The sequence below is a fragment of the Pseudomonas sp. BW16M2 genome (assembly GCF_014268865.1).
Classification (GTDB): domain Bacteria; phylum Pseudomonadota; class Gammaproteobacteria; order Pseudomonadales; family Pseudomonadaceae; genus Aquipseudomonas; species Aquipseudomonas peradeniyensis.
The window spans coordinates 510,067-523,468 of record NZ_JABWRI010000001.1; the positions used below are offsets into that span (position 1 = coordinate 510,067).

Below are 13,402 nucleotides of genomic sequence, written 5' to 3' on the forward strand. Positions count from 1 at the left end.
TCGAGCATGAACACTGTGCGTGAAACCATCGCCGCCATCGCTACCGCCCAGGGCCGCGGCGGGGTCGGCATCGTCCGCTTGTCCGGGCCGCTGGCCAGCCAGGCCGGGCAGGCCATCACCGGCCGCACGCTGACCCCGCGCCATGCCCACTACGGCCCGTTCCGTGATGCCGAAGGCCTGGTCCTGGACGAAGGCATCGCGCTGTTCTTCCCCGGGCCGAACTCCTTCACCGGCGAAGACGTGCTGGAGCTGCAGGGCCACGGGGGGCCGGTGGTCATGGACATGCTGCTGCAGCGTTGCCTGCAACTGGGCTGCCGGTTGGCACGCCCGGGCGAGTTCAGCGAGCGTGCGTTCCTCAACGACAAGCTCGACCTGGCCCAGGCCGAAGCCATCGCCGACCTGATTGAAGCCAGCTCCACGCAGGCTGCCCGTAATGCCCTGCGTTCTCTCCAAGGGGCGTTCTCCAAGCGCGTGCATGGGCTGACCGAGGCGCTGATTGCCTTGCGCATCTACGTCGAAGCGGCTATCGATTTCCCTGAGGAAGAAATCGACTTCCTCGCCGACGGCCATGTGTTGCGCATGCTCGATGACGTGCGCAGCGAGTTGTCCACAGTGCAGCGTGAGGCCGGGCAGGGTGCCCTGTTGCGCGACGGCATGACGGTGGTCATCGCCGGGCGGCCTAACGCCGGCAAATCGAGCCTGCTCAACCAGCTGGCCGGACGCGAGGCCGCGATCGTCACCGATATCGCCGGCACCACCCGGGACATCCTGCGCGAACATATCCACATCGATGGCATGCCGCTGCATGTGGTCGACACCGCCGGTCTGCGCGATACCGATGACCATGTGGAAAAGATCGGGGTGGAAAGGGCGCTCAAGGCCATCGGCGAGGCCGATCGGGTGCTGCTGGTCGTCGACTCGACCGCGCCGGAGGCCAGTGATCCCTTTGCGCTGTGGCCAGAGTTCCTGGACCAACGGCCAGATGTGGCAAAGGTCACGCTCATCCGTAACAAGGCCGACTTGAGCGGTGAGCATGTCGGCATGGAGCAGAGTGAGGATGGGCACGTAACCATTACCCTGAGTGCCCGCGAAGACGACATGGGGCTGGATCTGCTGCGTGACCACCTCAAGGCCTGCATGGGGTATGAACAGACCGCGGAGAGCAGCTTCAGCGCCCGTCGCCGGCACCTGGAAGCGCTGCGCCACGCCAGCGAGCACCTGGAGCATGGTCGGGCGCAGCTGACCCTGGCGGGCGCCGGAGAGCTGCTGGCGGAGGATCTGCGCCAGGCTCAGCAGGCGCTGGGGGAAATCACCGGGGCGTTCAGTTCGGACGATCTGCTTGGCAGGATTTTCTCGAGCTTCTGCATCGGCAAATAGTCCACGGCCCTTCGATAACAAGGCCGCTCCTGTCTGGAGCGGCTTTTTTTTGCCTGTGATTCGGGCAGCGCGAGCGCCGGCTTGGCCTGCAGTACCTGTAAGGCAGCTGCGACGACGTCATCCACAGACAAGATTTCAGGCTCAGGAGCTCTGTGGAAAACTCGCCATCAGCTCCGTTGATAACTGGCCTTTTTTTTTGAGGACAAACCCGCCTGTGGGTAAACGATACTTTAATCCACAGGTTACACGCCGTTATCCAGAACCCCCAGGCCCACTACGCCACAGGGTTATGATTCCGGCAAAGCCACGCAGTGAAAGGGCTTAGATCACTTATCCACATGTGGATAGCTGCCTAAACATAAACATAAAAACAAAGCTTTTTTAAATTTTTCCTCTTTGTTTTCTTTTACCTGCCACTCATCCACAGCCTGCTCATTTTTTGCTCAGAAGGTTTCTTTGAAGGGCGGTAAGTCCCTATACTTGTCCGCTTACCTTCTCTATTCGCAAAAACAGGCACGAGGTGCGTGGTGGATTTCCCTTCCCGTTTTGAAGTGATCGTCATCGGCGGCGGCCATGCCGGTACCGAGGCTGCGCTTGCGTCCGCACGCATGGGTGTGAAAACCCTGCTGCTGACCCACAACGTGGAAACCCTCGGTCACATGAGTTGCAATCCGGCCATCGGCGGCATCGGCAAGAGCCACCTGGTCAAGGAAATCGATGCGCTCGGCGGCGCCATGGCGTTGGCCACCGACAAGAGCGGCATCCAGTTCCGCATCCTGAACAACCGCAAGGGGCCGGCCGTACGCGCCACCCGCGCGCAGGCCGACCGCGCCATCTACAAGGCGGTGGTGCGCGAAATCCTGGAAAACCAGCCGAACCTGTGGATATTCCAGCAGTCGTGCGATGACCTGATCGTCGAGCAGGACCAGGTCAAGGGCGTGGTCACGCAAATGGGTCTGCGCTTCTTCGCCGACTCCGTGGTCCTGACCAGCGGCACCTTCCTCGGCGGACTTATCCACATCGGTCTGCAGAACTACTCCGGTGGTCGCGCCGGTGATCCGCCCGCCAACGCCCTGGCCCAGCGCATGCGTGAACTGCCGCTGCGTGTCGGCCGGCTGAAGACCGGCACGCCGCCGCGCATCGATGGCCGTTCGGTGGACTTCTCGGTGATGACCGAGCAGCCGGGCGACACGCCGATCCCGGTGATGTCGTTCATGGGCGATGCGCAGATGCATCCACGCCAGGTCAGCTGCTGGATCACCCACACCAATGCCCGCACCCACGAGATCATCGCCTCGAACCTCGACCGTTCGCCGATGTACTCCGGCGTGATCGAAGGCATCGGCCCGCGCTACTGCCCGTCGATCGAGGACAAGATCCATCGCTTCGCCGACAAGGAAAGCCACCAGGTGTTCATCGAGCCGGAAGGCCTGACCACCCACGAGCTGTACCCCAACGGTATTTCCACGTCGCTGCCGTTCGACGTGCAGCTGGAGATCGTCCGTTCGATCCGCGGCATGGAAAACGCCCACATCGTCCGCCCGGGCTATGCCATCGAGTACGACTACTTCGATCCGCGCGACCTGAAGTACAGCCTCGAGACCAAGGTCATCGGCGGCCTGTTCTTCGCCGGCCAGATCAACGGCACTACCGGTTACGAAGAGGCCGGCGCCCAGGGCCTGCTGGCCGGGACCAACGCCGCGCTGCGCGCCCAGGGCCGTGAAAGCTGGTGCCCGCGCCGCGACGAGGCCTACATCGGCGTGCTGGTCGACGACCTGATCACCCTGGGGACCCAGGAGCCGTACCGCATGTTCACCTCGCGCGCCGAGTACCGGTTGATCCTGCGTGAAGACAACGCCGACCTGCGCCTGACCGAGAAAGGCCGCGAGCTGGGCCTGGTCGATGACCAGCGCTGGGCCGCGTTCTGCGCCAAGCGCGAAGGCATCGAGCGCGAGGAACAACGCCTGAAGAGCACCTGGGTTCGCCCGGGCACGCCGCAGGGCCAGGCCATTGTGGATAAGTTCGGCACGCCGCTGGCCCACGAATACAGCCTGCTCAACCTGCTCGCCCGTCCGGAAGTCGACTACGCTGGCTTGATCGAAGCAACCGGCGGTGAAGTGATCGATCCACAGGTTGCCGAACAGGTCGAGATCAAGACCAAGTACGCCGGCTACATCGACCGCCAACAGGACGAGATCGCCCGTCTGCGCGCCAGTGAAGACACGCGCCTGCCTGTGGATATCGACTACACCACGATTTCCGGCCTGTCCAAGGAGATCCAGGGCAAGCTCGGGCAGACCCGCCCGGAGACCCTGGGCCAGGCTTCGCGTATTCCGGGTGTTACCCCGGCGGCGATTTCCCTGTTGCTGATTCACTTGAAAAAACGCGGCGCAGGCCGCGAATTGGAGCAAAGCGCTTGAGTTCCCTGGTCACCCCGCAACACGCCGAAGAGTTGTCCACAGGTGCGCGCCAGCTCGGTGTCGAGCTGAGCGCGCAGCAGCACGAGTCGCTGCTGGGCTACCTGGCCCTGTTGATCAAATGGAACAAGGCCTACAACCTGACCGCGGTACGCGACCCGGACGAGATGGTCTCGCGCCACCTGCTCGACAGCCTGAGTGTCATGCCGTTTATCCACAATGACACCCAGCGCTGGCTGGATGTCGGCAGCGGCGGCGGCATGCCCGGCATTCCGCTGGCCATCCTGCATCCGCACAAGCAGGTGACGGTGCTGGACAGCAACGGCAAGAAGACCCGCTTCCTGACCCAGGTGAAGATGGAACTGAAACTGGACAACCTCACGGTTATCCACAGCCGGGTGGAAGAGGTCCAGCCCGAGCAGCCGTTCTGCGGGATCATTTCCCGGGCCTTCAGCAGCATGGAGAATTTCACCAACTGGACCCGCCACCTGGGTGACGCCCGCACGCAATGGCTTGCAATGAAGGGGCTGCATCCTGCCGACGAACTGGTAGCATTGCCCGCAGACTTCACAGTGGAAAGCGAGCAGGCCCTGACCGTTCCAGGTTGCCAGGGCCAGCGCCATCTGCTGATACTGCGCCGCAAGGCATGACTGGGAACACACGCAACAATGGCTAAGGTATTCGCAATCGCGAACCAGAAGGGTGGTGTGGGCAAGACCACCACCTGCATCAATCTCGCCGCATCGCTGGCCGCGACCAAGCGTCGCGTGCTGCTGATCGACCTCGATCCACAGGGCAACGCCACCATGGGCAGCGGTGTGGATAAACACGAGCTCGAGCACTCGGTGTACGACCTGCTGATCGGGGAATGCGACCTGGCCCAGGCCATGCACTATTCCGAGCACGGCAACTTCCAGTTGCTGCCGGCCAACCGCGACCTCACCGCCGCGGAAGTCGTGCTGCTCGAGATGCAGATGAAGGAGAGCCGCCTGCGCAACGCGCTGGCGCCGATCCGCGAGAACTACGACTACATCCTCATCGACTGCCCGCCGTCGCTGTCGATGCTGACCCTCAACGCCCTGGTCGCCTCCGATGGCGTGATCATCCCCATGCAGTGCGAGTACTACGCGCTGGAAGGTCTCAGCGACCTTGTGGATAACATCAAGCGCATCGCCGCCCGGCTGAACCCGGAGCTGAAGATCGAAGGCCTGCTGCGGACCATGTACGACCCGCGCCTGAGCCTGAACAACGATGTTTCGGCCCAGCTCAAGGAACACTTCGGCGATCAGCTGTACGACACGGTGATCCCGCGCAACATTCGCCTGGCCGAGGCGCCGAGCTTCGGCATGCCGGCGCTGGCCTACGACAAGCAATCCCGCGGCGCGCTCGCCTATCTGGCGCTGGCCGGGGAACTGGTTCGCCGTCAGCGCCGTCCATCACGCACTGCACAAACAACTTAAGGAATCCGCATGGCCATCAAGAAACGCGGTCTCGGACGTGGGTTGGATGCACTGCTCAGTGGTCCTTCCGTCAGCGCGCTCGAGGCGCAGGCAGTGAAGATCGACCAGAAGGAACTGCAACAGCTGCCGGTCGAGCTGATCCAGCGCGGCAAGTACCAGCCGCGCCGCGACATGGATCCCGAGGCGCTGGAGGAACTGGCGCACTCGATCCGCACCCACGGCGTCATGCAACCGATCGTGGTGCGCCCGATCGGCGACAACCGCTATGAGATCATCGCCGGTGAGCGCCGCTGGCGCGCCACCCAGCAGGCCGGCCTGGACACCGTTCCGGCCATGGTCCGCGAGGTGCCCGACGAAGCCGCCATCGCCATGGCGCTGATCGAGAACATCCAGCGCGAGGACCTCAACCCGCTGGAAGAGGCCCTGGCCCTGCAGCGCCTGCAGCAGGAGTTCGAGCTGACCCAGCAGCAGGTGGCCGACGCCGTCGGCAAGTCCCGGGTGACCGTGGCCAACCTGTTGCGCCTGATCTCGCTGCCCGAGGCGATCAAGACCATGCTTGCCCACGGCGACCTGGAGATGGGCCATGCCCGCGCCTTGCTCGGTCTCGAGGAAAATCGCCAGGAAGAAGGGGCGCGTCATGTTGTCGCACGCGGGCTCACCGTGCGCCAGACCGAGGCACTGGTGCGCCAGTGGCTCAATGGCAAACCTGAGCCGGTCGAGGCGAGCAAACCTGATCCGGACATTGCCCGTCTCGAACAGCGTCTGGCAGAGCGCCTGGGCTCGGCGGTACAAATTCGCCATGGCAACAAGGGCAAAGGCCAGTTGGTTATTCGCTACAACTCCCTTGACGAGTTGCAGGGCGTGCTTGCTCACATCCGCTGAAACAATTCCTGTTGTAGCGCGCAGTCGGAAATCACTACCGAAGAGTTGAATAGGGGTTAATCCACCCCTATACTCTGCGCGCATTTTGTCGGCACAAATTATGCCAAGTCATTGCTGACTAGGCGGTCGACTTTCGAGGAGCAGTTGTGATGGAAATACGCACGCCAAACCGCCTGCCTTTCCATCGCTGGGCGGTTTTTCCGGTACTGCTGGCTCAATTTGTCGTCCTGCTGCTGGCAACCTTGGTGTTGTGGCAGTGGAAAGGGTCGGTCAGTGGATATTCAGGCCTCTGCGGAGGATTGATTGCCTGGCTGCCCAATGTGTATTTCGCCTGGAAGGCTTTTCGCTTCAGCGGAGCCCGGGCGGCGCAGGCCATCGTCAAGTCGTTCTACGCGGGCGAGGCAGGCAAGATGATTTTGACGGCAGTGCTGTTTGCACTGACCTTCGCAGGAGTGAAGCCATTGGCGCCGTTGGCAGTATTCGGCGTCTTCGTGCTGACCCTTTTGGTCAGCTGGTTCGCGCCCCTGCTGATGAATAAAAGACTTTCGAGACCTTAGGGCGTTTGAGGCAACCATGGCAGAAGAAACCGCTTCGGGTTATATCCAGCACCACTTGCAGAACCTGACCTACGGTCAACTACCAGACGGCAGCTGGGGCTTCGCCCATTCGGCTGCAGAAGCCAAGGCAATGGGCTTCTGGGCGTTCCACGTGGACACCCTGGGCTGGTCCGTCGCGCTGGGTCTGATCTTCCTGTTCATCTTCCGCATGGCGGCCAAGAAGGCGACTTCCGGCCAACCTGGCGGTCTGCAGAACTTCGTTGAAGTGCTGGTCGACTTCGTCAACGGCAGCGTGAAGGACTCCTTCCACGGCCGTAGCCCGGTGATCGCCCCGCTGGCACTGACCATTTTCGTCTGGGTGTTCATGATGAACGCCATCGACCTGGTTCCGGTCGACTGGATTCCGAAAGCGGCGGCCTGGATCTCCGGTGATCCGCACCTCGTCTTCCGTGCGGTGCCAACCACCGACCCGAACGCGACCCTGGCCATGGCCTTCTGCGTGTTCGCCCTGATCATCTTCTACAGCATCAAGGTCAAGGGCCTGGGCGGCTTCATCGGCGAGCTGACCCTGCACCCGTTCGGCAGCAAGAACATCTTCGTGCAGATCCTGCTGATCCCGGTCAACTTCCTGCTCGAGTTCGTCACCCTGATCGCCAAGCCGATCTCGCTGGCACTGCGTCTGTTCGGCAACATGTACGCCGGCGAGCTGGTGTTCATCCTGATCGCCGTGATGTTCGGCTCCGGCCTGCTGTGGCTGAGCGGCCTGGGTGTGGTGCTGCAGTGGGCGTGGGCTGTGTTCCACATCCTGATCATCACCCTGCAAGCTTTCATCTTCATGATGCTGACCATCGTCTACCTGTCGATGGCTCACGAAGATAACCATTAAGACCGCCTGGCGTGTCTGATAGCCTTCCCCGCCCGTTTGGGGGGAGGGCTTAAAAAGTCCGCAAGGGCATGCTGTACCAAACGATTTGTTTTACCGCTTCAAACTAAAAACCTAACCAATACGACGTAAAAGTCGGGAGGAAAGATGGAAACTGTAGTTGGTCTGACCGCTATCGCTGTTGCTCTGCTGATCGGCCTGGGTGCTCTGGGTACCGCCATTGGTTTCGGCCTGCTGGGCGGCAAGTTCCTGGAAGGCGCTGCTCGCCAGCCAGAAATGGTTCCGATGCTGCAGGTCAAAATGTTCATCGTTGCCGGTCTGCTCGACGCCGTAACCATGATCGGTGTTGGTATCGCTCTGTTCTTCACCTTCGCGAACCCCTTCGTTGGTCAGATCGCCGGCTAATCACTCGTTCCTACGAGTTGATTGGTGTGATGGACAAAGACCGAGCGAGGTGTTGGCGTGAACATTAATGCAACCCTGATTGGCCAATCCGTTGCTTTTCTGATTTTTGTACTCTTCTGCATGAAGTACGTATGGCCTCCGGTCATCACTGCCCTGCAAGAGCGCCAAAAGAAGATTGCCGACGGCTTGGACGCTGCCAACCGCGCAGCTCGCGACCTGGAGCTGGCCCAAGAGAAAGCGGGTCAGCAACTGCGTGAAGCGAAGGCACAGGCAGCCGAAATCATTGAGCAAAGCAAGAAACGCGCTGCTCAGCTTGTCGAGGAAGCCCGTGAACAGGCTCGCGTCGAAGCTGACCGTGTGAAGGCTCAGGCTCAAGCCGAGATCGAACAGGAACTGAACAGCGTCAAAGACGCCCTGCGTGCCCAAGTGGGTGCCCTGGCCGTTGGCGGTGCTGAAAAGATCCTTGGCGCCACAATCGATCAAAACGCGCATGCGGAGCTGGTTAACAAACTGGCCGCTGAAATTTAAGCGAGGGCGATCATGGCAGAACTGACCACGTTGGCCCGACCTTACGCTAAGGCTGCCTTCGAGCATGCCCAGGCCCATCAGCAACTGGCCAATTGGTCAGCCATGCTCGGCCTGGCTGCTGCGGTGTCGCAAGACGACACCATGCAGCGCCTGCTCAAGGCCCCGCAACTGACTAGCGCAGAAAAGGCCGCCGCATTCATTGAAGTGTGCGGTGACAAGTTTGACGCCAAGGCACAGAATTTCATTCATGTTGCCGCGGAAAACGAACGTCTCCTGCTTCTGCCGGAGATTTCGACTCTGTTCGACCTGTACAAGGCCGAGCAAGAGAAATCCGTGGACGTGGAAGTCACCAGTGCTTTTGCGTTGAACCAAGAACAGCAAGACAAACTCGCCAAGGTTCTCAGTGCACGGTTAGGCCAGGAAGTGCGCCTGCACGCGTCGGAGGATGCCAGCCTGATTGGCGGCGTCGTCATCCGCGCTGGCGACCTGGTAATCGACGGTTCGGTTCGCGGCAAGATCGCGAAACTGGCCGAAGCCTTGAAATCTTGAGTTTGAAGGGGCAGCAGAGCAATGCAGCAACTCAATCCTTCCGAAATTAGTGAAATCATCAAGGGCCGCATCGACAACCTCGATGTTGGCTCCCAAGCCCGTAACGAAGGTACCGTCGTTTCGGTTTCCGACGGCATCGTGCGGATCCACGGTCTGGCCGACGTCATGTACGGCGAAATGATCGAGTTCCCTGGCAGCGTATTCGGCATGGCCCTGAACCTGGAGCAAGACTCCGTAGGTGCAGTGATCCTGGGTGCCTATGACACCCTCGCCGAAGGCATGAGCGCCAAGTGCACCGGCCGCATCCTGGAAGTTCCGGTTGGTAAGGAACTGCTGGGTCGCGTCGTCGACGCACTGGGTAACCCGATCGACGGCAAAGGTCCTCTGGGCAACACCCAGACCGACGCGGTCGAGAAAGTAGCTCCAGGCGTGATCTGGCGTAAGTCGGTAGACCAGCCTGTACAGACTGGCTACAAGTCCGTCGACGCCATGATCCCTGTCGGCCGTGGCCAGCGCGAGCTGATCATCGGTGACCGTCAGATCGGCAAGACCGCCATGGCCATCGACGCCATCATCAACCAGAAAGACTCCGGTATTTTCTGCGTTTATGTTGCAGTCGGCCAGAAGCGTTCCACCGTTGCCAACATCGTTCGCAAGCTGGAAGAAGCTGGCGCCCTGGCCAACACCATCGTGGTCGTTGCCAGCGCCTCGGAATCCGCCGCACTGCAGTTCCTGGCCCCGTACGCCGGCTGCACCATGGGCGAGTTCTTCCGTGACCGCGGTGAAGACGCCCTGATCGTCTACGATGATCTGTCCAAGCAGGCCGTTGCCTACCGTCAGATCTCCCTGCTGCTGCGCCGTCCACCAGGACGTGAAGCGTACCCAGGCGACGTGTTCTATCTCCACTCCCGTCTGCTGGAGCGTGCATCGCGCGTTTCCGAAGAGTACGTCGAGAAGTTCACCAACGGTGCCGTAACCGGCAAGACTGGCTCGCTGACCGCTCTGCCGATCATCGAAACCCAGGCTGGCGACGTTTCCGCGTTCGTTCCGACCAACGTGATCTCGATCACCGACGGTCAGATCTTCCTGGAATCGGCCATGTTCAACGCAGGCATCCGTCCTGCCGTTAACGCCGGTGTGTCGGTATCCCGTGTTGGTGGTGCCGCCCAGACCAAGATCATCAAGAAGCTGTCCGGTGGTATCCGTACCGCCCTGGCCCAGTACCGTGAACTGGCGGCATTCGCCCAGTTCGCTTCGGACCTGGACGAGGCTACCCGCAAGCAGCTGGAGCATGGTCAGCGCGTTACCGAGCTGATGAAGCAGAAGCAGTACGCGCCAATGTCGATCGCCGACATGGCCCTGTCGCTGTACGCCGCTGAGCGTGGTTTCCTGACCGACGTAGAAGTCGCCAAGGTCGGTAGCTTCGAGCAAGCTCTGATCGCCTACTTCAACCGTGATCACGCCGAACTGATGGCGAAGATCAACGTGAAGGGTGACTTCAACGACGAAATCGACGCTGGCATGAAAGCCGGTATCGAGAAGTTCAAGGCCACCCAGACCTGGTAAGCCGCAGCGGGGGCTCCGGCCCCCGCTTGCTAACCTGATAGGTGATACATGGCAGGCGCAAAAGAGATTCGCAGTAAGATTGCGAGCATCAAAAGCACGCAAAAAATTACCAGCGCCATGGAGAAAGTGGCGGTCAGCAAAATGCGCAAGGCACAAATGCGCATGGCTGCTAGCCGTCCTTACGCGGAGCGTATCCGCCAGGTGATCGGTCATCTGGCCAACGCCAACCCGGAATACCGCCACCCGTTCATGATCGAGCGCCCTGTAAAGCGCGCCGGTTATATCGTGGTGAGCAGTGACCGTGGTTTGTGCGGTGGCTTGAACACCAACCTGTTCAAGGCCCTGGTCAAGGACATGAACGAAAACCGCGAACAGGGCGTTGAAATCGACCTGTGCGTGATCGGCAGCAAGGGTGCGACTTTCTTCCGCATCTTTGGCGGCAACGTCGTAGCCGCGATCAGCCACCTGGGCGAAGAGCCATCGATCAATGATCTGATCGGCTCCGTCAAGGTGATGCTGGACGCCTACCTGGACGGCCGCATCGATCGCCTCTCGGTGGTTTCGAACAAGTTCATCAACACCATGACCCAAAAACCGACGGTCGAGCAATTGGTACCGTTGGTGGCAACCCCGGATCAGGAACTCAAGCACCACTGGGACTACCTGTACGAACCCGACGCAAAAGAGCTGCTGGACGGCTTGATGGTGCGTTACGTGGAGTCGCAGGTCTACCAGGCGGTGGTCGAGAACAACGCTGCTGAACAAGCGGCCCGGATGATCGCCATGAAGAACGCCACAGACAACGCCGGTGATTTGATCAAAGAGCTTCAGTTGATCTACAACAAGGCGCGTCAGGCTGCGATCACCCAGGAGATCTCGGAAATCGTCGGCGGCGCTGCCGCGGTTTAACGGTTCAAAAATTCAGAGGATCCAGCTATGAGTAGCGGACGTATCGTTCAAATCATCGGCGCCGTCATCGACGTGGAATTCCCACGTGATGCCGTGCCGAGTGTTTACAACGCGCTGAAAGTACAAGGCGCGGAAACCACCCTGGAAGTTCAGCAGCAGCTGGGCGACGGCGTGGTTCGTACCATTGCGATGGGCTCGACCGAAGGTCTGAAGCGCGGTCTGGATGTCGTCGACACCAAGGCTGCCATCTCGGTACCTGTCGGCAAGGCAACCCTGGGCCGTATCATGGACGTCCTGGGCAACCCGATCGACGAAGCCGGTCCAATCGGCGAAGAAGAGCGTCGCGGTATCCACCAGCCAGCGCCTTCGTTCTCCGACCAGGCGGGCGGCAACGACCTGCTGGAAACCGGTATCAAGGTTATCGACCTGGTCTGCCCGTTCGCCAAGGGTGGTAAGGTTGGTCTGTTCGGTGGTGCCGGCGTCGGCAAGACCGTTAACATGATGGAACTGATCCGTAACATCGCCATGGAACACAGCGGTTACTCCGTGTTCGCTGGTGTGGGTGAGCGTACTCGTGAGGGTAACGACTTCTACCACGAGATGAAGGACTCCAACGTTCTCGACAAGGTAGCGCTGGTCTACGGTCAGATGAACGAGCCACCAGGAAACCGTCTGCGCGTAGCGCTGACCGGCCTGACCATGGCTGAGAAGTTCCGTGACGAAGGTAACGACGTTCTGCTGTTCGTCGACAACATCTATCGTTACACCCTGGCCGGTACCGAAGTATCCGCACTGCTGGGCCGTATGCCTTCGGCAGTAGGTTACCAGCCGACCCTGGCCGAAGAGATGGGCGTTCTGCAAGAGCGTATCACTTCGACCAAAGAAGGTTCGATCACCTCCGTCCAGGCCGTATACGTACCTGCGGACGACCTGACCGACCCGTCGCCAGCGACCACCTTCGCCCACTTGGACGCCACTGTCGTTCTGTCCCGTGACATCGCTTCCCTGGGTATCTACCCAGCGGTCGACCCACTGGACTCGACTTCGCGCCAGCTGGACCCGAACGTGATCGGCACCGAGCACTACGAGACCGCTCGTGGCGTTCAGTATGTTCTGCAGCGCTACAAAGAGCTGAAGGACATCATCGCGATCCTGGGTATGGACGAACTGTCCGAAGCCGACAAGCAACTGGTTGCCCGCGCTCGTAAGATCCAGCGCTTCCTGTCGCAGCCGTTCTTCGTGGCCGAAGTCTTCACCGGCTCGCCAGGCAAGTACGTTTCGCTCAAGGACACCATCGCTGGCTTCAGCGGTATCCTCAAAGGTGACTACGACCACCTGCCAGAACAAGCGTTCTACATGGTCGGCAGCATCGACGAAGCGATCGAGAAAGCCAAGAAACTGTAATCCCGGCGCCCCGCAAGGGGCGCTAATCAGGTTGAGGCAAGCAGATGGCTATGACAGTCCATTGCGACATCGTCAGCGCGGAAGGAGAGATCTTCTCCGGCCTGGTCGAGATGGTAGTAGCGCACGGCAACCTGGGCGATCTGGGTATCGCTCCAGGCCACGCGCCGCTGATCACCAATCTCAAGCCTGGTCCGATCACGCTGACCAAGCAGGGTGGCACTCAAGAGGTGTACTACATCTCCGGTGGCTTCCTCGAAGTGCAGCCGAACATGGTCAAGGTTCTTGCCGACACCGTGCAGCGCGCTGCCGACCTGGACGAAGCTCAGGCTCAGGAAGCCCTCAAGGCTGCCGAGAACGCGCTGAACACTAAAGGCTCGGACTTCGACTACGGCGCTGCTGCCGCACGTCTGGCCGAGGCTGCAGCTCAGCTGCGTACTGTCCAGCAATTGCGCAAAGGCAAGTAAT

14 protein-coding genes are annotated in these 13,402 nt (G+C 60.5%); all 14 read left to right on the forward strand.

Going from position 1 to position 13,402, the window contains the following annotated elements; genetic code table 11:
• Positions 1 to 6 precede the first annotated feature (6 nt).
• The gene (gene mnmE, locus HU735_RS02315; protein ID WP_186712248.1) at positions 7 to 1,377 is read left to right on the forward strand and encodes a tRNA uridine-5-carboxymethylaminomethyl(34) synthesis GTPase MnmE; all 1,371 of its coding nucleotides are present in this window, start codon (positions 7 to 9) and stop codon (positions 1,375 to 1,377) included.
• A 527-nt stretch (positions 1,378 to 1,904) separates the two neighbouring features.
• Positions 1,905 to 3,797: a tRNA uridine-5-carboxymethylaminomethyl(34) synthesis enzyme MnmG gene (gene mnmG / locus HU735_RS02320; protein ID WP_186712249.1), complete on the forward strand. Its 1,893-nt coding sequence runs from the start codon at positions 1,905 to 1,907 to the stop codon at positions 3,795 to 3,797.
• A complete protein-coding gene (rsmG, locus tag HU735_RS02325; protein ID WP_062360051.1) occupies positions 3,794 to 4,444 on the forward strand; it encodes a 16S rRNA (guanine(527)-N(7))-methyltransferase RsmG in 651 nt (216 codons plus the stop codon). Before mnmG ends, rsmG begins: the two co-directional genes overlap by 4 nt.
• A gap of 18 nt (positions 4,445 to 4,462) precedes the next feature.
• A complete protein-coding gene (locus tag HU735_RS02330; RefSeq protein ID WP_028690024.1) occupies positions 4,463 to 5,254 on the forward strand; it encodes a ParA family protein in 792 nt (263 codons plus the stop codon).
• A 9-nt stretch (positions 5,255 to 5,263) separates the two neighbouring features.
• Positions 5,264 to 6,136, forward strand: a complete 873-nt coding sequence (locus tag HU735_RS02335; protein WP_186712250.1) for a ParB/RepB/Spo0J family partition protein — start codon at positions 5,264 to 5,266, stop codon at positions 6,134 to 6,136.
• A gap of 149 nt (positions 6,137 to 6,285) precedes the next feature.
• Entirely contained in the window at positions 6,286 to 6,693 is a 408-nt protein-coding gene (locus HU735_RS02340; RefSeq protein WP_010955890.1) for a F0F1 ATP synthase subunit I, read from the forward strand.
• A gap of 16 nt (positions 6,694 to 6,709) precedes the next feature.
• Positions 6,710 to 7,579, forward strand: a complete 870-nt coding sequence (gene atpB / locus HU735_RS02345) for a F0F1 ATP synthase subunit A (RefSeq protein WP_046857652.1) — start codon at positions 6,710 to 6,712, stop codon at positions 7,577 to 7,579.
• 144 nt (positions 7,580 to 7,723) lie between these two features.
• Entirely contained in the window at positions 7,724 to 7,981 is a 258-nt protein-coding gene (gene atpE / locus HU735_RS02350; RefSeq protein ID WP_003097235.1) for a F0F1 ATP synthase subunit C, read from the forward strand.
• A 57-nt stretch (positions 7,982 to 8,038) separates the two neighbouring features.
• A complete protein-coding gene (locus tag HU735_RS02355) occupies positions 8,039 to 8,509 on the forward strand; it encodes a F0F1 ATP synthase subunit B (RefSeq protein WP_023383136.1) in 471 nt (156 codons plus the stop codon).
• A gap of 12 nt (positions 8,510 to 8,521) precedes the next feature.
• Positions 8,522 to 9,058: a F0F1 ATP synthase subunit delta gene (locus tag HU735_RS02360; protein WP_023628561.1), complete on the forward strand. Its 537-nt coding sequence runs from the start codon at positions 8,522 to 8,524 to the stop codon at positions 9,056 to 9,058.
• A gap of 21 nt (positions 9,059 to 9,079) precedes the next feature.
• Positions 9,080 to 10,624: a F0F1 ATP synthase subunit alpha gene (gene atpA / locus HU735_RS02365; protein ID WP_050707597.1), complete on the forward strand. Its 1,545-nt coding sequence runs from the start codon at positions 9,080 to 9,082 to the stop codon at positions 10,622 to 10,624.
• Positions 10,625 to 10,672: 48 nt separating this feature from the next.
• On the forward strand, positions 10,673 to 11,533 hold the full coding sequence (atpG, locus tag HU735_RS02370; protein ID WP_028690020.1) for a F0F1 ATP synthase subunit gamma: 861 nt from the start codon (positions 10,673 to 10,675) through the stop codon (positions 11,531 to 11,533).
• Positions 11,534 to 11,560: 27 nt separating this feature from the next.
• On the forward strand, positions 11,561 to 12,937 hold the full coding sequence (gene atpD / locus HU735_RS02375; RefSeq protein ID WP_028690019.1) for a F0F1 ATP synthase subunit beta: 1,377 nt from the start codon (positions 11,561 to 11,563) through the stop codon (positions 12,935 to 12,937).
• A 44-nt stretch (positions 12,938 to 12,981) separates the two neighbouring features.
• The gene (locus HU735_RS02380) at positions 12,982 to 13,401 is read left to right on the forward strand and encodes a F0F1 ATP synthase subunit epsilon (RefSeq protein ID WP_028690018.1); all 420 of its coding nucleotides are present in this window, start codon (positions 12,982 to 12,984) and stop codon (positions 13,399 to 13,401) included.
• Position 13,402 lies beyond the last annotated feature (1 nt).

Bases quoted from the DNA above. Each gene is read 5' to 3' on its own strand.
- HU735_RS02360 (WP_023628561.1), top strand. From the start codon at position 8,522: ATGGCAGAACTGACCACGTTGGCCCGACCTTACGCTAAGGCTGCCTTC.
- HU735_RS02340 (WP_010955890.1), top strand. From the start codon at position 6,286: ATGGAAATACGCACGCCAAACCGCCTGCCTTTCCATCGCTGGGCGGTT.
- HU735_RS02380 (WP_028690018.1), top strand. From the start codon at position 12,982: ATGGCTATGACAGTCCATTGCGACATCGTCAGCGCGGAAGGAGAGATC.
- atpD (WP_028690019.1), top strand. From the start codon at position 11,561: ATGAGTAGCGGACGTATCGTTCAAATCATCGGCGCCGTCATCGACGTG.
- HU735_RS02335 (WP_186712250.1), top strand. From the start codon at position 5,264: ATGGCCATCAAGAAACGCGGTCTCGGACGTGGGTTGGATGCACTGCTC.
- atpG (WP_028690020.1), top strand. From the start codon at position 10,673: ATGGCAGGCGCAAAAGAGATTCGCAGTAAGATTGCGAGCATCAAAAGC.
- HU735_RS02330 (WP_028690024.1), top strand. From the start codon at position 4,463: ATGGCTAAGGTATTCGCAATCGCGAACCAGAAGGGTGGTGTGGGCAAG.
- mnmE (WP_186712248.1), top strand. From the start codon at position 7: ATGAACACTGTGCGTGAAACCATCGCCGCCATCGCTACCGCCCAGGGC.
- atpA (WP_050707597.1), top strand. From the start codon at position 9,080: ATGCAGCAACTCAATCCTTCCGAAATTAGTGAAATCATCAAGGGCCGC.
- atpE (WP_003097235.1), top strand. From the start codon at position 7,724: ATGGAAACTGTAGTTGGTCTGACCGCTATCGCTGTTGCTCTGCTGATC.
- atpB (WP_046857652.1), top strand. From the start codon at position 6,710: ATGGCAGAAGAAACCGCTTCGGGTTATATCCAGCACCACTTGCAGAAC.